Annotated in this window: 20 protein-coding genes; 10 read left to right on the top strand and 10 right to left on the bottom strand. The window is 68.9% G+C overall.

From position 1 onward, the window contains the following. Positions 1–75: 75 nt before the first annotated feature. The 4 genes from VKQ35_RS00655 to VKQ35_RS00640 form a co-directional block, all read right to left on the bottom strand. Complete coding sequence (locus VKQ35_RS00655) at positions 76–1,383, bottom strand: UDP-glucose/GDP-mannose dehydrogenase family protein (protein WP_324357984.1); 1,308 nt, start codon at positions 1,381–1,383, stop codon at positions 76–78. Positions 1,384–1,466: 83 nt separating this feature from the next. Further along, complete coding sequence (locus tag VKQ35_RS00650; protein ID WP_324357982.1) at positions 1,467–2,969, bottom strand: phosphomannomutase/phosphoglucomutase; 1,503 nt, start codon at positions 2,967–2,969, stop codon at positions 1,467–1,469. A 46-nt stretch (positions 2,970–3,015) separates the two neighbouring features. Continuing rightward, positions 3,016–3,993 (bottom strand): KpsF/GutQ family sugar-phosphate isomerase, encoded by a 978-nt coding sequence (locus VKQ35_RS00645; protein WP_324357980.1) that lies wholly within the window; start codon positions 3,991–3,993, stop codon positions 3,016–3,018. A gap of 13 nt (positions 3,994–4,006) precedes the next feature. Then, positions 4,007–4,249, bottom strand: a complete 243-nt coding sequence (locus tag VKQ35_RS00640; RefSeq protein WP_324357979.1) for a hypothetical protein — start codon at positions 4,247–4,249, stop codon at positions 4,007–4,009. Positions 4,250–4,355: 106 nt separating this feature from the next. On the opposite strand from VKQ35_RS00640, the gene gpmA reads away from it, so the two are divergent. The 3 genes from gpmA to VKQ35_RS00625 all read left to right on the top strand — a co-directional run bounded on the left by gpmA (position 4,356) and on the right by VKQ35_RS00625 (position 6,927). Next, positions 4,356–5,069, top strand: coding sequence for a 2,3-diphosphoglycerate-dependent phosphoglycerate mutase (gene gpmA / locus VKQ35_RS00635; RefSeq protein WP_324357977.1), 714 nt, complete (start codon positions 4,356–4,358; stop codon positions 5,067–5,069). A 62-nt stretch (positions 5,070–5,131) separates the two neighbouring features. Beyond that, complete coding sequence (locus VKQ35_RS00630) at positions 5,132–5,578, top strand: bifunctional diaminohydroxyphosphoribosylaminopyrimidine deaminase/5-amino-6-(5-phosphoribosylamino)uracil reductase RibD (protein WP_324357976.1); 447 nt, start codon at positions 5,132–5,134, stop codon at positions 5,576–5,578. Between the two features lie 95 nt (positions 5,579–5,673). Beyond that, positions 5,674–6,927, top strand: coding sequence for a pentapeptide repeat-containing protein (locus VKQ35_RS00625; RefSeq protein WP_324357974.1), 1,254 nt, complete (start codon positions 5,674–5,676; stop codon positions 6,925–6,927). Positions 6,928–6,990: 63 nt separating this feature from the next. Here the strand turns inward: VKQ35_RS00625 and VKQ35_RS00620 are convergent, their stop codons facing one another. Continuing rightward, positions 6,991–7,449, bottom strand: coding sequence for an Hsp20 family protein (locus tag VKQ35_RS00620; RefSeq protein ID WP_324357971.1), 459 nt, complete (start codon positions 7,447–7,449; stop codon positions 6,991–6,993). Between the two features lie 221 nt (positions 7,450–7,670). Between VKQ35_RS00620 and VKQ35_RS00615 the strand changes: the two genes are divergently transcribed. The 3 genes from VKQ35_RS00615 (at position 7,671) to VKQ35_RS00605 (ending at position 10,473) form a co-directional block, all read left to right on the top strand. Beyond that, positions 7,671–8,549 (top strand): methyltransferase, encoded by an 879-nt coding sequence (locus VKQ35_RS00615; protein WP_324357970.1) that lies wholly within the window; start codon positions 7,671–7,673, stop codon positions 8,547–8,549. Between the two features lie 78 nt (positions 8,550–8,627). Then, a complete protein-coding gene (locus tag VKQ35_RS00610) occupies positions 8,628–8,954 on the top strand; it encodes an SCP2 sterol-binding domain-containing protein (RefSeq protein WP_324357968.1) in 327 nt (108 codons plus the stop codon). A 10-nt stretch (positions 8,955–8,964) separates the two neighbouring features. After that, positions 8,965–10,473 carry an alpha/beta hydrolase gene (locus VKQ35_RS00605; RefSeq protein ID WP_324357966.1) on the top strand — a complete coding sequence of 503 codons (1,509 nt, stop codon included), beginning with the start codon at positions 8,965–8,967 and terminating at the stop codon, positions 10,471–10,473. Positions 10,474–10,479: 6 nt separating this feature from the next. Here the strand turns inward: VKQ35_RS00605 and hisN are convergent, their stop codons facing one another. Then, positions 10,480–11,301: a histidinol-phosphatase gene (gene hisN / locus VKQ35_RS00600; protein WP_324357965.1), complete on the bottom strand. Its 822-nt coding sequence runs from the start codon at positions 11,299–11,301 to the stop codon at positions 10,480–10,482. Between the two features lie 26 nt (positions 11,302–11,327). Further along, a complete protein-coding gene (locus tag VKQ35_RS00595; protein WP_324357963.1) occupies positions 11,328–11,720 on the bottom strand; it encodes a helix-turn-helix transcriptional regulator in 393 nt (130 codons plus the stop codon). 124 nt (positions 11,721–11,844) lie between these two features. Between VKQ35_RS00595 and VKQ35_RS00590 the strand changes: the two genes are divergently transcribed. Both VKQ35_RS00590 and VKQ35_RS00585 read left to right on the top strand, forming a co-directional pair. Beyond that, the gene (locus tag VKQ35_RS00590) at positions 11,845–12,756 is read left to right on the top strand and encodes a lysophospholipid acyltransferase family protein (protein ID WP_324357962.1); all 912 of its coding nucleotides are present in this window, start codon (positions 11,845–11,847) and stop codon (positions 12,754–12,756) included. Positions 12,757–12,824: 68 nt separating this feature from the next. Beyond that, positions 12,825–13,739 (top strand): lysophospholipid acyltransferase family protein, encoded by a 915-nt coding sequence (locus VKQ35_RS00585; protein ID WP_324357960.1) that lies wholly within the window; start codon positions 12,825–12,827, stop codon positions 13,737–13,739. On the opposite strand, the gene VKQ35_RS00580 is transcribed toward VKQ35_RS00585, so the two are convergent. Beyond that, positions 13,736–13,957 carry a DUF2093 domain-containing protein gene (locus VKQ35_RS00580; RefSeq protein WP_324357958.1) on the bottom strand — a complete coding sequence of 74 codons (222 nt, stop codon included), beginning with the start codon at positions 13,955–13,957 and terminating at the stop codon, positions 13,736–13,738. The genes VKQ35_RS00585 and VKQ35_RS00580 overlap by 4 nt on opposite strands. Before the next feature lie 28 nt (positions 13,958–13,985). Beyond that, complete coding sequence (gene xseA / locus VKQ35_RS00575; RefSeq protein WP_324357957.1) at positions 13,986–15,464, bottom strand: exodeoxyribonuclease VII large subunit; 1,479 nt, start codon at positions 15,462–15,464, stop codon at positions 13,986–13,988. A 136-nt stretch (positions 15,465–15,600) separates the two neighbouring features. Between xseA and VKQ35_RS00570 the strand changes: the two genes are divergently transcribed. Beyond that, entirely contained in the window at positions 15,601–15,975 is a 375-nt protein-coding gene (locus tag VKQ35_RS00570; RefSeq protein WP_324357955.1) for a GIY-YIG nuclease family protein, read from the top strand. A gap of 112 nt (positions 15,976–16,087) precedes the next feature. On the opposite strand, the gene VKQ35_RS00565 is transcribed toward VKQ35_RS00570, so the two are convergent. Then, on the bottom strand, positions 16,088–16,591 hold the full coding sequence (locus VKQ35_RS00565) for a GcrA family cell cycle regulator (RefSeq protein ID WP_324357953.1): 504 nt from the start codon (positions 16,589–16,591) through the stop codon (positions 16,088–16,090). A 254-nt stretch (positions 16,592–16,845) separates the two neighbouring features. Between VKQ35_RS00565 and VKQ35_RS00560 the strand changes: the two genes are divergently transcribed. Next, positions 16,846–17,664, top strand: a complete 819-nt coding sequence (locus tag VKQ35_RS00560) for an ABC transporter permease (RefSeq protein ID WP_324357951.1) — start codon at positions 16,846–16,848, stop codon at positions 17,662–17,664. The last annotated feature ends 52 nt before the right edge of the window (positions 17,665–17,716 follow it).

Genomic DNA, 17,716 nt, shown 5'->3' with positions numbered 1-17,716 from the left:
ACCCTAGGCGCTTGGGGCCGCGCGTTTCAGGCGATGCGCCGCCGCGCGGCGCGGGAATTCGGCCTGCGAGGGCCTCTAGACCGCCGCGCGGCCTACGCTGGTGTAGGCGAAGCCGCGCGCGCGCATGTCGTCGGGCTTATAGATATTGCGCAGATCGACCAGCACCGGCGCGTTCATCAGGAGCTTGATGCGGTCGAGGTCGAGCGCCCGGAACTGATCCCATTCGGTGATGATCACCAGCACGTCGGCGCCTTCGGCCACGCCGTAGGGATCGTCCTTGAAGTCCACGCCGCGCAGCATCTCGCGCGCCTCATGTCCCTCAGGGTCGAAGGCCTGGACCTTGGCGCCCTTGTCCTGCAGGGCCGGGATGATCGCCAAGGACGGCGCGTCGCGCATGTCGTCGGTGTTGGGCTTGAAGGTCAGGCCCAGGATGCCGACGGTCTTGCCCTTCAGCTCGCCGCCCAGCGCCTTGATCACCTTGCGCGCCATGGCCCGCTTGCGCTCGTCGTTCACCTTGACTGTGGTTTCCACCAGCTCGACTGGCGTGCCCGCGTCGCGGGCGGTGCGGACGAGCGCGATGGTGTCCTTCGGAAAACAGGAGCCGCCGTAGCCGGGGCCGGCGTTCAGGAACTTGCCGCCGATCCGCCCGTCCAGGCCGATGCCGCGCGCCACCTGCTGCACGTCGGCGCCGACGGCCTCGCAGAGGTCGGCCATTTCGTTGATGTAGGTGATCTTTAGCGCCAGGAAGGCGTTGGCGGCGTACTTGATCAGCTCGCTGGTCCGCCGGCTCGTGAACAGGATCGGCGTCTCATTGAGGTAGAGCGGCCGGTAGAGCTCGCGCATCACCGCCTGAGCGCGCGGTTCCTCGGTGCCGACGACCACGCGGTCGGGGCGCTTGAAGTCCTCGATGGCCGCCCCCTCGCGCAGGAATTCGGGGTTGGAGACCACCGCCACGTCGGCGTCGGGCCGCACACGCTTGAAGATCGCCTCGATCTCGTCGCCCGTGCCCACCGGCACAGTCGACTTGGTCACCACCACCGTAAAACCGTCCACCAGGCCGGCGATCTCCTCGGCGGCGGCGTAGACATAGGAGAGATCGGCATAGCCGTCGCCACGGCGGGACGGCGTGCCCACGCCGATGAAGACGGCGTCGGCTTTGCGAACCGCCTCGGTGGCGTCGGTGGAGAAGAACAGGCGGCCGGCCTTGACGTTCTGAGCCACCAGCAGGTCGAGCCCCGGCTCATAGATCGGGATGCCGCCGGAGTTCAGGCTGGCGATCTTGCCGGCGTCCTTGTCGATGCAGGTCACCGTGTGCCCGAAGTCGGCGAAACAGGCGCCGCTGACGAGGCCGACGTAGCCCGTCCCGATCATCGCCACGTGCATGAACCAAATCCCCGAAAGATCCTTAGGCGGCGGGCTTTCACCACGCCGCCCGCCCGAGCGCCAGCGGCTTAACGCTGAAGGCCTTAAATTTCTTGGTTGTAGGCGCCGACCTCGGGCCGCTTGGCCAGGCGCGGCTTCACCTCTTCGCGGAACAGGCGGCGCATGTCGTCCTCACTCTGGGTCGATTCCACCACCACGACGATCTCCGGCTTGTTGGAGGAGGCGCGCACCAGCACCCAGGAGCCGTCTTCCAGCGCCACGCGCACACCGTTGACGGTGATCAGCTCGGCGATCTTCCGGCCCAGGATCGTGCCCCCGGCGTCGCGCAGGGCCGTGTATTCGGCGACCACGTCCTCGACCAGGCCGTACTTCACCTCGTCGGCCACATGCGGGCTCATGGTCAGCGAGGTGTAGGCGACCGGCAGGGCCTTTTTGAGGTCGGAGAGCTTCTTGTCCGGGTTGCGGTCGAGCATGGAGAGGATCGCGGCCGCCGCCACGATGCCGTCGTCGTAGCCGCGGCCGATCGGCGGGTTGAAGAAGAAGTGGCCGGACTTCTCGAAGCCGGCCAGCGCCCCCAGTTCGGCGGTCTTGCGCTTGATGTAGCTGTGGCCGGTCTTCCAGTAGACGGTCCTGGCGCCGTTCGCCTTCAAGAGCTCGTCGGTGGCGAACAGGCCGGTGGATTTCACGTCGACGACGAAGGTCGCGTCCTTGTGCAGGCCCGACAGATCCCGCGCGAGCATCAGGCCGATCTTGTCGGCGAAGATCTCCTCGCCCTCGTCGTCGACGACGCCGCAGCGGTCGCCATCGCCGTCGAAGCCCAGCGCCAGGTCGGCGTCGTGCTGACGCACCACTTCGGCCATAGCGTGCAGCATGACGTGGTCTTCGGGGTTGGGATTGTACTTGGGGAAGGTCCAGTCGAGCTGGCAGTCCATCTCGACCACCACGGCCACGCCCATGCGCCGCAGGGCTTCCGGCGCGAAGGCGCCGGCCGTGCCGTTGCCGCAGGCGCAGACCACCTTTAGGGGCCGTCTGATACTGGCGCGCGACGCCGCGTCGGCGATGTAGCGCTCGGCGACGCCGCTCACGTGGGCAAGCGAGCCCTCGGGCCGCTGTTTCCAAGTCCCGGAGAGCACGATCTCCTTCAGGCGCCCCATTTCGTCGGGGCCGAAGGTCAGCGGTCGCTGCGCGCCCATCTTCACGCCCGTCCAGCCGTTCTCGTTGTGGCTGGCGGTGACCATGGCGACGCAGGGCGCGTCGAGGTCGAACTGGGCGAAATAGGCCATGGGCGAGGTCGCCAGGCCGATGTCGATCACCTCGCAGCCGGCGGCGACCAGGCCGATGGTCAGGGCCTGTTTGATGGAGAGCGAATAGGAGCGGTAGTCGTGGCCGACGACGATGCGCTTCTGGCCAAGTTCGTGGATGTAGGTCCCCAGCCCCAGCCCCAGCGTCTGGACGCCCAGCAGGTTGATCTCCGGGCCGAACAGCCAGCGCGCGTCGTATTCGCGGAAGCCCGTGGCCTTCACCAGCGGCTGGTTCTCGAAATCGTAGGTGTTGGAGACGAGGTCGGCGCGGGGGGCGGGAAGCATCGGGACTCCGGGGACTTGGAAGCGGCGGGCAGGGTTGGCGGCGGGTCTACATCACCCCGGCGCGCAGCAGGTCGTGGATATGCAGGATGCCGACGGGCTTCCCGGCCTCGACCACGAACAGCACGGTGACGGCGGGCGGCGGGTCGCTCATCAGCGCCAGGGCTTCGGACGCCAGCATGGTCGGCGGCACGGTCTTTTTCGGCCCTGGCGTCATCACCTGGCCCGCGGTGTGGCCCATCAGGCCTTCGATGTGGCGGCGCAGGTCGCCGTCGGTGACCGCGCCGGCCAGACGGCCGTCCGCATCGGTCACGCCGACGATGCCCCAGCGCTTCTCGGTCATCACCAGCAGGGCGTCCTTCATGGGCGTATCGGCGCCCACAAGCGGCAATTCGCCGAATCCATGCATCAGATCGCCGACCGTGCGCAGCATTGCGCCGAGCTTGCCGCCTGGGTGGAAGACGCGGAAATCCTGCGGCTTGAATCCCCGCCGCTGCAGCAGGGCGACCGCGAGCGCGTCGCCGAGCGCCATCTGCAGGGTCGTCGAGGTGGTGGGCGCATTGAGTTCGTCGGCGGCCTCCGGCGCGTCGGGAATCAGCAGCACCACGTCCGAGGCTCGGCCGAGCGCGCTGTCGGCCACCGCGGTCATCGCGATCAGCGGGATGTGGAACCGCGCGGCATAGGCGATCACGTCGGCCAGTTCGCGGGTCTCGCCGGTCTTGGAGAGCGCCAGGATCACGTCGTCGGCGCCGATCATGCCGAGGTCGCCGTGGCTGGCCTCAGTGGCGTGGACGAACATGGCGACCGACCCCGTGGACGCCAGGGTCGCGGCGATCTTGCGCGCCACGTGGCCCGACTTGCCGATGCCGGTGGCCACGATCCGGCCCTTGGCGTCGAACAGGGTCTCGACCGCGCGCGTAAAGGCGTCGTCCAGCCCGCTCGCCAGCTGGCCAAGCGCCTCGGCCTCGGCGGCCAGAACCCGGCGGCCGACGGCGACGGCGTCGAAGGCGCTTGGCGCGGCGCTCATCACTGGCCCTTGATCACTGGACTGGCGCGAGCGCCTGGGACTGCAGGTCCCGCACCGAGGCGCGCTGTTGCGTCAGGCGGCGCTGCGCCGAGGCGTTGGCGCGTTGCATCGCCGCCCGCATGGCCGGGGTGCGTTGATAGGGCTCGGAGCCGAAGGGGGCGGGCGAGCGGTCGCCGTAGCCCTGCGGCCAGACGCTGGCCAGCGCCACCGCAGCGACGGCGAGCAGGGCCACGACGGGGAGATAGAGGCGATCCATGCGGGCTCTATAGCCGCTTCGCCCGCGCCGGACCAATCCCGTTGCGTCCCTTTCGCCAGCCGATAGAAAGCGCTGCAGTCCCCTGCTTGAACGAAAGCCCGCCGCCTTGCCCACCCTGATCCTGCTGCGTCACGGCCAGAGCCAGTGGAATCTGGAGGACCGCTTCACCGGCTGGGTGGACGTCGACCTCACCGCCGAAGGCGAGGCGCAGGCGAAGAAGGGCGGTGAACTGATCGCCCAGGCCGGGATCGTCATCGACCGCTGCTTCACCTCGGTGCTGACCCGCGCCATTCGCACCTCCTGGCTTGCGCTGGCGGCGGCGGGCCAGGCCTTCGTGCCCGAGACCAAGGACTGGCGGCTGAACGAGCGCCACTACGGCGGCCTCACCGGCCTCAATAAGGCTGAGACCGCCGCCGAGCACGGCGAGGCCCAGGTGAAGATCTGGCGGCGCTCCTACGACGTGCCGCCGCCGCCGCTGGCGCCCGGTGGTGAGTTCGATTTCACCAAGGACCGCCGCTACGCCGGCGCCGTGCTGCCCGACACCGAGAGCCTGGAGACCACGCTGTTCCGGGTGCAGCCCTACTGGGATGCTGAGATCGTCCCGCGCCTGGCCGCCGGCGAGACCCTGCTGATCGCCGCCCACGGCAATTCGCTGCGCGCCATCGTCAAGCTGCTGTTCGGTCTCTCCGGCGAGGCGATCGTCGGCGTCGAGATCCCCACCGGCAATCCGCTGTTGATCGAGCTCGACGCGGGGCTGAAGCCGACCGCCGCGCGCTACCTCGACGCCGCCCGCGCCCAACCGCTGCCCGCCCTGGCCTAGGCGGGCGCGGTCCGGCTGGGCGACGGCTTTTCTCCAGGCGCTCGAAGGGCCATGTAGGCGCGATGGACAGGTCCCAGGACGAGCTCTGGATGCGGCGCGCGATCTATCTCGCCGCGCGCAACCTCGGCCTGACCGGCGACAATCCCGTCGTGGGCTGCGTGATCGTCCAGGGCGAGGCCGTGGTCGGCGAAGGCGCCACCGCGGCGAGCGGTCGGCCGCACGCGGAGGAGGTTGCGCTGGGGCTGGCCGGCGAGCGGGCGCGCGGCGCGACGGCCTACCTCACCCTGGAGCCCTGCGGCGAGCGGTCGTCCGGGGCGGCGTCCTGCGGCCAGCGCCTGGCGAGGTCTGGCGTCGCACGCGTGGTCGTCTCCTGGGAGGATCCCTCCGTCATGGCGGCCGGCCGCGGCCTGGAGCAGCTCCGCGAGGCGGGGATCGAGACCGAGGTCGGCCTGCTGCGGGCCGAAGCGGCCGTGCTCTACGACGGCTACCGACCGCGGGTATCCCGCTAAACCTTGGAAATGCGGCGTTAATCCTGTGCGCCTAGGGTTGGGTAACCATCCTGTTCGCCGCGCTCGGCTCCGCAAAGACACCCCGATCGGAATCCATGTCCGAAGCCAGCCACATCGTCCGCCGGATCACCCAGGCCGAGGCCGACCAAATCTGCGCGCGCCATGACCGGCTGTGGAGCTCCAAGCCCGGCGGCGCCCGCGCCGTTTTCGCCTGGACCGACCTGTCGGGCGTCGACCTCACCGGACGCAATCTCTGCGACGCCGATTTCTCGGGCGCCGTGCTCGCCGGCTGCAAGCTGCAGGGCGCGCGGCTCGACAACGCCGTCCTGTTCGGCGCTGATTTGCAAGATGCGGATTTGCGGGCTGCATCCCTGCGCCGCGCCGACCTGCGCGGCGCTTGCCTGCGCAACGCCGACCTGACCGGCGCCGACATGTTCGAGGCCGACCTGCGCGAAGGCGTGCTGGCCGCGGCCGATCCCAAGGTCGGCTTCCGCCGCATCGAGGCCGGCGGCCCCAAGGTGGGCGACGCCCAGGGCGCCAAGCTGGTGGGCGCCAACCTCGAACGCTCCAAGCTCTCCGGCGTGATCGCCGTGCGCGCCGATTTCACCGACGCCATCATGAAAGACGCGCGCCTGGTGCGCGCCAACCTGAAGCAGGCGACGATGAAGGGCGCCAACCTCTCCGGCGCCGATCTTTCCGGCGCAGACCTCGCCGGCGCCGACCTGCGCGACGCGGTGCTGGTCGGGGCCAAGACCCTGCAGTGGAACGTCTCCAACGCCAACATGGCCGGCGCCTTGACCGACAAGCCGGCCGGGATCGCCGCGGCCAGCCTGCCCTACAAGACCATGATCCAGGATCACGCCCGCTGGTGCGAGACCGGCGGGACGCACGGCGCGCCCTCGGTGTTCGACGGCGCCGACCTGCGCGCGCTGGAGACCGTCCGCGGCTACAACCTCACCGCCTTGTCCGCCAAGGGCGCGGTGTTCTACGGCCTCGACATGGAGGGCGTGCAACTTCAGGGCGCGCATCTGGAAGGCGCCGACCTGCGCAACTGCAACCTACGCCGCGCCGACCTGCGCGGGGCCAAGCTCGCCGACGCCAAGCTCTCCGGCTCCGACCTGCGCGAGGCCCAGATGGGGCCGCTGCTGCTCGGCGCCGACCGGGTGCTGGCCTGCGACCTGCGCCGCTCGGAACTGAAGGGCGCCGACCTCACCGGCGCCGACGTGCGCCACGCCCTGTTCATCGACGCCGACGTCAGCCGCGCCAACTTCACCGGCGCGCTGCTGAAGCAGGCCAACTTCACCGGCGTCGCCCGCCACGGCGCCCGCGGCCTGGACGAGACGATCTAGCGCCCACGAAAAAGGCCGACGCGATCGCTCGCGCCGGCCTTCGTCAAGCCATTCTCAGAACGCTTAGGCCGCCTTTTCGCCTTCGATCAGGCTGGCGGGCTGGCCGACCGCGATCTCGATGCGGCGGGGCTTCAGCGCTTCCGGCAGTTCACGCTTCAGCGCGATGGAGAGCAGGCCGTCGGCGAGCGCGGCCTCGGTCACCACCACATAGTCGGCGAGCTGGAACTTGCGCTCGAAGTTCCGCTCGGCGAGACCGCGGTGCAGGAAGCGGCGCGGCTCGTCGTTGGCGGCCTTGCGGCCGGTGACGGCGAGGAGGTTTTCCTTCACCTCGATGTTGAGTTCTTCCGGACGGAAGCCGGCGACCGCGATCTCGACGCGGTAGGCGTTCTCGTCAGTCCGCTCGATGTTGTAGGGCGGATAGCCGTTGGTCGCGCCATCGGCGGTCGCGCTGTCCAACAGGTCGGCCAGGCGGTCGAAGCCCACGACGGAGCGGTAGAGGGGGGAGAAATCAATCGTTCGCATGGATTCACATCCTTCTTTCAAAGCAAGGTTGCAATTCAAAGGGCGCCTGCGAGCCATCAGGCCTCGCGCGTCCAGAGGCCCGGACATCCAGCGCCTCCACGCGATGAGGTAGGCGGCCGATTTCTCCGTTCAAGGCCTTGCGGCGTCGCGCACTTTGACCAGGGCTCCTCCGCGGCGTAGGCCTGGGCTTGAGCTTACGCCGGGGGGCGTGGCGAGGTCGTATGACGCAATCGGTCAATCTTCTTTCCAGGCGCGCGGTCCTGCTGAGCGCAGCCGCGCTCAGCGCGTGCGGCGCGCGGCCGAGCGGCGCGGACGGACCCAAGACCATCGAGGCGGCGGTCGCCGGGTCCTGGCGCGCGGCGGCCGACCGGGCGCGCGATCCCTGGCGCCACCCCGTCGAGTCGCTTCGGTTCTGGGGTCTGCGGCCCGGACATACGGTGGTCGAGTTCTGGCCGGGCGCCGGCTGGTACACCGACATCGTCGCGCCGTACCTGGCGGCCACCGGCGGCAAGTTCTACGCCGCCGGCTTGCAGGCGTCGGACGCCGACGGCCGGGCGATGGAAGCGGCGTACCGCCATCGGCTGGAAGCCGGCCCAGAGACCTACGGCAAGGTCACCTTCACGGCCTTCGGCCCGACCAGCGGGCCGGTCGCGCCGGCGGGGTCGGCGGACCTGGCGCTGTTCCTGCGCAATCTGCACAACTGGATGGCCGCCGGCCTCGCGGAGAAGGCCTTCCGCGACGCCTTCGCCGCCTTGAAGCCTGGCGGCGTGCTCGGCGTCGAGGAGCACCGGGCCGATCCGGCCGCCGTCCCAGACGTCATGGCGGCCAGCGGCTACGTGCCCCAGGCCTATGTGATCCAGCTCGGCCAGGAGGCGGGCTTCACGCTGGCCGCCGCCAGCGAGATCAACGCCAATCCGAAGGACGATCGCAACCACCCGTTCGGTGTCTGGACGCTGCCGCCGGTGCGTCGATCCTCCCCACGCGGACAACCGCCCGATCCCAATTTCGACCACGCCAGGTACGACGCTGTCGGTGAAAGCGATCGAATGACGCTCAAGTTCGTGAAGCCCCCCTCGAAGCCCGGCTCGCCGCGCGGCTGACGGTTTACTTCCCACACGCCAGAAGCGAAGCTCGCGCCCTCAGCCTAAGGTTGGCGGGGTCTGGGAGTTCTCAAGGGCATGGCGACGTTAGAGGAGCTGACCGATCGGATCCGTCGCGCCGCGACGGCCGAGGCCGGCGCCGCCCCGGGTTCCGGCCTGGGCTCCTCGATCAAGCTCGACCTGAAGGGCGAGGGCGTCATCCACATCGACGGCGCCGCGGTCACCAACGACGACCTGCCGGCCGACCTGGTGGTCACCGTGGCCCTGCGGGACCTGGCGGCGCTGGGCAAGGGCGAGCTCGATCCGACGCGGGCGATGATGACCGGGCGCCTGCGGCTCTCCGACATGGCGCTGGCCATGCGGCTGCAGCCGAAGATTCAGTCTCTGTTCTCCAAGGCGGCTTAGGGCGTCCGCCATGCTCGAGCCCGCGCCCCTCATCGAGACCGCCGACGCCAAGGCGCCGCCCGGCGGCGAGGCGTCCTGGTTCACCGGCGCCGGCGGGGCGAAGCTGCGGGCGGCGCTGTTCACGCCCGACGCCAAGGCCGGACCCGTGCGCGGCTCGATCGTGCTCTCCGGCGGCCGCACCGAGCCCATCGAGAAGTACTACGAATTCATCGGCGAGCTCATGGACCGCGGCTTCGTGGTGCTGGCCCACGACTGGCGCGGCCAGGGGCTGTCGCAGCGCGACCTGCCCGATCCCCTGAAGGGCTACGTGCGCGGCTACAAGACCTATCTCGACGACTTCCGCGCGCTTCTGGGCGCCTACAGCGACCGGCTGCCCAAGCCGTGGACGGCGGTGGCCCATTCCATGGGCGGGTGCCTCACGCTGCTGGCCATGGCGCAGGGCGAGACGCGGTTCGCGGGCGCGGTGCTTTCGGCGCCCATGCTGGGTCTGAAGACCCCGTTCCCGCTGCTGTTCTCGAAGGTGCTGACCGGCCTCAATGTCGTGGCCGGACGCGGCAAAACCTATACGCTGGGCGGGCCCGGAAAACCCTTCGACGCGACCTTTGAAGGCAATGTCCTGACCCACGATCCGGTGCGCTATGCGCGCAGCTGGGGTCTGGTCGCGGCCGAGCCGAAGCTGGCGCTTGGCGCGCCCACCTGGGCCTGGATCGATTTCGCCCTTCGCGCCACCGCCTATCTGGCGCGTCCCGATGTTTTGCGGAACGTAACTGTACCGGTTGTTATTGTGTCTGCCGGAGAAGATCAGCTTGTCGACCAGGCCGCCCAGGCCGCCGCCGCCCGTCACCTGCCGCAGGGCAAGTTCATCACCGTCCCCGGCGCCCGCCACGAAATTCTGATGGAGACCGATCCCATGCGTAATATCTTCCAGAGGGCCCTCGATGGGCTGCTTGGCCGCACAGCCCCGACCCCGGCCGCGCCGCCGAAGGCCGCTCCCGCGCCGGCGCCTGCGCCGGCTCCCACGCCTGCGCCGGCCCCGGTGGCCGCCGCCGCGCCGACGCCGGCCGCCGTCAAACCGGCCGCCGCCAAGAAGCCAGCAGCGAAGAAAAAGCCGGCGGCCAAGAAGCCCGCCGCCAAGGCCGCCCCGGCGAAAGCCGCGGCCCCCAAGGCCGCCGCGGCCAAGCCCGCCGCCAAATCCGCTGCGGCGAAGAAGCCCGCCGCCAAGAAGGCTCCGGCCAAGAAGCCGGCCGCCAAGGCCCCGGCGGTGAAGAAGCCCGCGGCCAAACCCGCGGCGGCGAAAAAGGCCCCGGCCAAGAAGGCTCCGGCGAAGAAGGCCGCCGCCAAGCCGGCCGCTGCGAAGAAGCCCGCCGCGGTGAAGAAGCCTGCGGCGAAACCCGCCGCCAAACCTGCGGCGGCCAAGAAGCCCGCAGCGGCGAAGGCGCCGGCGGCTCCCAAAGCGGCTGCGAAAAAGCCCGCCGCCAAGAAGCCTGCGGCCAAGAAGCCCGCGCCGAAGAAGGCCTAAGCGCCTTCAGACCGCCTTCAGGGCGACCAGCGCCTCGTCCAGGCAGGCGCGGTCGCCTGCGATGGCGACCCGTCCGCCGTGGGCGCCGACGCGCGCGCCTTGCCAGTCGGTGGTGAGGCCGCCGGCGCCGGCGATCACCGGGATCGCCGCGTCGATGTCCCAGGACTTCAGGCCGGCTTCCAGCACCAGATCGATCGTGCCCGCCGCCACCATGGCGTAGGCGTAGGCGTCGCAGCCCAGGCGCGCCAGCCGCGCCGCGGCGCGCACGCGGTTCCACGCCTCGCGCTCGGCGCCCTGGAAGATCGCCGGGTCGGTGGTGGCGATCAGCGCGCCGGAGAGCGCCGGGCAGGGCCGCACCTTCAGGGGCCGGCTCGACCCCTTGCTCATCAGCCGCGAGCCGCCGGCGTGACCGATGTAGATCTCGTCCAGGAACGGCTGGCCGATGGAGCCCAGCACGGGTGTGCCGTTGTGGCGCAGGCCGATCAGCGTGGTCCAGACCGGCAGGCCGGCGATGAAGGCGCGCGTGCCATCGACGGGGTCCAGAACCCAGACCCACTCGGCGTCGGGCCGGTCCTCGCCATATTCCTCGCCGATGACGCCGTGGCTCGGATAGCGCTGGGAGATCAGGGCGCGGATGGCGCGCTCGGCGCCCTTGTCCGCCTCGGTGACGGGGTCGAAGCCCTTAGCCCCGCCCTTGTCGATCAGGCCGTGGTCAGAACGAAACAGCGGCAGGATCGCGCCCGCCGCTGCCCGGTTGAGCTCGACAAGGAACGCGTCGAGCTCAGCAGTCACTTGGGAGGAAACAGTCTCAGGGTTCGGAGCGGTCATCCGACCGCTTTACCCCTTGGCTCGTCTCAGGGAAACGCGTGCCCTACAACTTCCGGCTCCGTCTCGTTCAGAGACTTGGCCAGATCGAGCAGCCGCTGACGCGGGCGTTCCGAGAGGCTGTAGAAGGCCTGGATGAGATCCTTGGTCTCCTTGCCGGCATAGGGTTCCGGCGGCTCCGGCTCGCGGTCGATCGCCGAGTCCTGGCCGAGGCCTTCGTAGAAGTAGGAGACGGGCACCTCGAGCACTTCGGCGAGCTGCCACAAACGCGCCGCAGACATACGGTTGGCTGCGCACTCATACTTCTGGATCTGCTGGAAGCGCACGCCGCAGGCGCCGGCGAGCTGCTGCTGGGTCAGGCCCAGGATCCGGCGGCGACGGCGAAGCCGACGACCCAGATGAATATCGATCAGATCCATCATGATCAGACGCCCATCCTCTTCAAACCCCTATGTCCCACTGCGGGACGGCACGCCGGGTTTGTCGCAAGCTCCGCGCCAAACCCACGCGTTGCTAAGGTTACGAAGCCAGCCTTAGTAAAGATGCATGACAGAATCTCAGACCCCGATGCGACAGGATCGCCTGTGGCGAATGGAAGCTTGGGCATATGATTTTGCTCATTTTTTGGCCCACCTGTTTCCGATCGAAGCAGTTTCGGATTTTGGCGGATGGGTCGGCCGCACGTTCGGGCCGTTAACCAGTGCGCACCGCGTAGCGGAAACCAATCTGCGGATTGTGTTCCCGAATGCGGACGGTCCTGAAATCAAACGGCTGCTTCGCGCCCAATGGGACGAGTTCGGCCGCTGGCTCGCCGAATTCCCGATCCTCGACCGTATCGTGGCCGAGCCGGAGCGGGTCGAGGTCGAGGGCATGGAGCGGCTCACGGCCCTGAATGGCAAGCATCCGGCGGTGTTGATCAGCGGTCACTTCTCGAATTTCGAGGTGATGGCCCTCGCGATCATGCGGGCCGGCGTCGAGTGCCAGGTGACCTACCGCGCGACCAACAATCCCTACTTCAACGAACGGGTCGTCACCGGCCGCCGCGCTTACGGCGTCAAGATGTTCGCGCCCAAGGGCACGAGCGGGGCGCGCGAGATGTTCCGCGCCATCGCGCGTGGCGAGTCCATCGCCCTGATGAACGATCAGAAGTTCAACGGCGGGATCGCCGCGCCGCTCTTCGGCCGGCTCGCCTATACGGCGCCCGGGCCATCGACCTACGCCCTGCACTTCGGCATCCCGATCCAGCCGATGAGCGTTCAGCGCACCGGCCCGGCCCGCTTCAAGGTGACCGTCCACGAGCCTTTCCGGCTGCAGGACACTGGCGACCGCGACGCCGACATTGAAGCGGCCGTCCGCCGCATCAACGCCTTCATGGAGGAGCGCGTGCTGGCCCGGCCGACGGAGTGGTTCTGGGTCCACAAGCGTTGGCCTAACGAGACCTATAGACGCGCGGCCTGACCATTCCGGGACGGCCGCGCCAATTCGCGCGTTGCCAATGTCGGCTCACCAACATCTAGTGCTGCGGCATGACGGAAGCTCCGACGACACGGCGGCAGGACATTATCTGGCGCCTTGAGGAGCGGGCCTACGATGTCGCCCAGGCGTTCGCCCGCCTCTTTCCCATCGATACGGTCTCCGACTTCGGCGCCTGGCTGTTCCGGACGGTCGGGCCGCTGACCAGCCGGCATCGCACCGCGCTCACCAATCTGCGGATCGTCTTCCCGGACGCCACGTCAGACGAGATGGCGCGGCTGCTGCGCGCCCAGTGGGAGGAGACCGGCCGCTGGATCGCCGAATTCCCCACCCTCGACCGCATCATCGCCGATCCGGCTCGGGTCGAGGTGGTGGGCGCCGAGCGGCTGGCGCAGATCGCCGACGGCCACCCCGCGGTTTTCATCTCAGGCCACTTCTCGTCGTTCGAGATCATGTCGGCGGTGATCGTGCACTCCGGCGTGACCTGTCAGATCACCTATCGGGCGATGAACAACCCCTATGTGGACGAGCGCCTGCGGGAGAGCCGCTGGCGCTATGGCGTGCGCCTGTTCGCGCCCAAGGGGCTGTCCGGCGCGCGGGCCCTGCTGCGGGCGTTGGGACGCGGCGAATCCGTCGCCCTGATGAACGATCAGAAGTTCAATGGCGGCGTGGCCGCGCCTCTGTTCGGCGTCATGGCCCATACGGCGCCAGGCCCCTCCAGCTTCGCGCTGCGGTTCGGTATCCCGATCCAGCCGATGAGCGTGCAGCGGATCCACAAGGCGCACTTCCGCGTCGTCCTGCACGAGCCGTTCCTGCTGGAGGACACCGGCGACAGCGAGGCCGACATCGAGGCGGGGGTGCGGCGCATCAACAGCTTTATCGAGGAGCGCGTGCTGGACCGGCCGGAGGAGTGGTTCTGGGTGCACAAGCGCTGGCCCAAGGAGGCCTACCGGAAGAAGGCGGCCTAGGCGCCTTCTGACTCTTTCCAGCGCTGCAGGGCCTCGGCGGGGCCGGCGTAGGCCTCCTGCAGGGCCGCGTTCCAGTAGCGCAGCTGTTCCAGCGGGATCTTCTTGCCGGTCACCGCGCAGACCACATAGCGGCCGGGCTTGAGCACGGCGAAATCGCCGTCGCCGTAGTGCAGCTTGGCCAGGTCCGCGCCCGTGAAGTCAGGGTCGTGTGCGTTCATGGCCGTCTATCTAGCGCGTGGCGCGCCCTCAGAACAGGTCGCCCTGTGCGGAAGAGCGCGGTTTCGGCTTCGGCGTCTTCTCGGGGCGGGGTGGCGAGGGGGCCGCCACGGCGCCAGGCATCCCCTCGATCACCGCCTGGCGGGTGACCTGATCGCCGAACTTGATCGCCACTTCCTCGCCGCCGGCGAGGATCGCGCCGGCATGGACGATCGAGCCGTCGGCGCGGGTGACGCGGGCGAAACCGCGATGCAACGGCCGGTCGGGGTCCACGGACGCATAGAGCTTGGCGAGCGCCCCCAACCGCTCGGTGGCCCGCTCCAGACCGCGCAGGACCCCGGGCTGCAGCCGCGCAGCGACGCCGTCGAGGCGCTGCCTCTGCACCGCCTGCGGCCGTTGCAGCAGCAGGGGCGACAGCCGCGCGGAGACCCGCACCAGGTCGCGCTCATGGGCCGCGGCGTTCTTCGCCAGCCCCGCGGCCAGCCGCCCCGAGACGATGCCGAACCGCTGGGTGGCGAGCTCCACCAGGTCGCTGACCCGGGTCAGGCTGCGCCCAGCGGCCTCCACCCGGCCGCGCCGGTCCTCCACGGCGCGGCCGCCGCAGCGGTGCATGCGCGCGCCCAGGTCGCCGACGAAGGCCTTCAACTCGGCCAGGATCGGGGTGGCGATCTCGGCGGCCGCCGTCGGGGTCGGCGCGCGGCGGTCGGAGACGAAGTCGATGAGCGTGGTGTCGGTCTCGTGGCCCACGGCGCTGATCAGCGGGATGCGGCAGTCGGCGACCGTGCGCGCCAGCCCCTCGTCGTTGAAGGCCCAGAGGTCCTCCACCGAGCCGCCGCCCCGCGCCACGATCAGCACGTCGGGCCGGGGGACCGCGCCGGAGCCGTCCAGGGCGTCGAAGCCGCGGATCGCCGCCGAAACCTGCGCCGCCGCCGCGTCGCCCTGCACCACAACCGGCCAGACGATCACCCGGCAGGGCCAGCGGTCGCGGATGCGGTGCAGGATGTCGCGGATCACCGCGCCGGTCGGGCTGGTGATCACGCCCACCACGGCGGGCATCGAGGGCAGGGGCTGTTTGCGCTCTTGAGCGAACAGGCCCTCGGCCGCCAGCCGCGCCTTCAACCGCTCCAGTTGGGCCAGCAGGGCGCCGACGCCGGCCGCCTCCATGGTCTCGATGACGATCTGGTAGCGCGAGCCGGCCGGATAGCTGGTGATCTTGCCGGTGACGATCACCTCCAGCCCCTGCTCGGGCCGGATGCTTAAGGTCCGAACCTGGCCCTTCCAGACCACGCCATCGATGGCGGCGCGCTCGTCCTTCAGCGTCAGATAGACGTGGCCGTTGGCGTGATGGGTGACCTTGGAAATCTCGCCGCGCAGCCGGACAAACCCATAGGCGTCCTCCAGCGTCCGCTTCAGCGCGAACGCCAGCTCCGAGACCGAATAGGGCTTGGCGTTGCCGCTCGCCTCACCTTCTGGGGCGGGCGCTTCAGACTCGGGAGCCACATCGGTCATCGCGAGAAGGTAACGGCGGCGCGTTCAAATCCCAAGGTGCAACAGTTGACGATGTTCTCTAAATGTTCCATTCTACCAATGTCATCCCGGAATGGGCGCAGCCCATGTCCGGGACCCATAAACGCGACACCCTCCGATGACCTACTGGGTCTACATCCTCGCCAGCCGCAAGCACGGCACGCTTTATGTCGGGGTCACAAATAGCCTCGAACGTCGGATCGCTGAGCATCGGGCGGCGGAAGCGCCCGGCTTCACAAAGAAATATGGCGTTGACCACCTCGTCTTCTATTGCGGCTTCGGGGAGGTGATGCCGGCGATCGGCTTCGAGAAACGTCTCAAACGCTGGCGCCGAGACTGGAAGATTCGTCTCATCGAGGAGGACAATCCGCATTGGGACGACCTCTATGTTCAGACGATTGCGCCAGACTCGCAGACGCCGTGTGTATGGGTCCCGGACAGCCGCTACGCGCCTTCCGGGATGACCCCGAGGTGGGTGGGGCCGATGCGGTAGGGCAGATAAGGAAAAGGACGCGCCCGGCCCTGCAGGCGGAAAACCGCCGCGGGCCGGACGCGCCCCCATCCCCAACGGATCTTGTAAGCCGCGGCCTGACTGGCGCGCGGGATCAGATGTAGCGGCGCAGGCTCCTGGCGAGTTCGTTGGGACCCGAGCGCTTCTTCGCCTGGGCCGGCTGATAGGCCACCTGGCTGTGTTCGTGGCAGTAGGGGCCATCGCCGGCGCGGCGGCCGCAGAAGGTGAAATTGTCCATGGCCGGGTCGCCGATCGGCCACTTGCACATGTGGGCGCCCAGCGTCAGCACGGTCGCCGTGCCGGGGGCCTCCTCCACATAGCGGACGGGCGCCGGATGGTGATGCGCGACCGAGCTGGGCTCGGCCAGCCGGCGCGGCGCCGAGGGGGCGCTGGAGACCGGGCGCGCCGGACGCGGCGCCTTGAAGGTGGTGCGCGCGGGCTTCGACGGCGTGGCGCGGCCCGACAGGCCCAGCCGGTGGACCTTGCCGATCACCGCGTTGCGGGTGACGCCGCCCAGCTGCTTGGCGATCTGACTGGCCGAAAGCCCGTCCTGCCAGAGCTTCTTGAGGAGTTCGACGCGTTCGTCCGTCCAGCCCATGTTCGCCTCCCGCCCATTTTTGTCGTCCGGACCGCACCCCAGCGGTCCCGGATTCAACATCTTGTGGCGCCCAGCAGTCTCGCTGCTCACCAACCACCACCAGTAGTAAACAACTCCTTAAGAGCCACAATAGGCGCCCTGGCTTTCGTCCACAGGAACTAGATGTTGCGTCGCCCTGCCGCAGTTTGGAGGCGGTTGCGCGGTCTCACGCTCACGGTCTTGCGATGGCGCGCGCTCGGGCGCACATGAGGGGCATGAAGGATATGCCTGCTTCGGAAGCCGTCCTGCCGCCGGTGGCGCGCGAGTACCCTGGCATCAACTGGGTGGGCCTGCAGACGCTCTATGTCCGCGAGGTCCGGCGCTTCTTTAAGGTCGGTATGCAGACGCTGGCCGCGCCGGTGGTCACCGCGCTGCTCTACATGCTGGTCTTCGTGGTGGCGGTCGGCGGCGGGCGCAGCGTCAATGGCGTGGCCTATGGCGCCTTCGTCGCGCCCGGCCTGATCATGATGCAGATCCTCTCCAACGCGTTTGCCAACTCCTCCTCATCCCTGCTGCAGGCCAAGTTCAACGGCCTGATGGGCGACTTCGTCACCCCGCCCTTGTCGCCGTTCGAGCAGTTGGTCGGGTTCGGCGCCGGCGCCGCGACGCGCGGCCTTTTCGTGGGCGCCATCAGCGCGATTGCGGTGTGGTTCTTCGCCCGGCCGCCGATCGCCCAGCCGTGGGCCATCGCCTACTTCGGCCTGGGCGCCGCGCTCATCATGGGTTTCATCGGCATCATGGCGGGCCTGTGGGCCGAGAAGTTCGACCACATGGCGGCGGTGACCAATTTCGTGATCATGCCGATGACCTTCCTGTCGGGCACCTTCTACCTGATCGACCGTCTGCCCGAGCCGTTCCGCAGCTTCTCGAAGTTCAACCCGTTTTTCTATCTGATCGACGGCTTCCGGTACGGCTTCATCGGCCAGGCGGAGGGCTCGCTGGCCGTCGGCGCGACCATGACCGGCGTGCTGGTCCTGTTCCTCGGCTGGGCCAGCCTGCGGATGTTCCAGACCGGCTACAAGATCAAAACATGACGGCGTTGTCGTTGACTTCGCGGCCCTAGAAGACGAGAACGCCAAGCCTTCC

It is taken from the genome of Phenylobacterium sp., from assembly GCF_035309685.1.
GTDB lineage: Bacteria > Pseudomonadota > Alphaproteobacteria > Caulobacterales > Caulobacteraceae > Phenylobacterium.
This window is presented reverse-complemented; position numbering and strand designations above follow the sequence as displayed.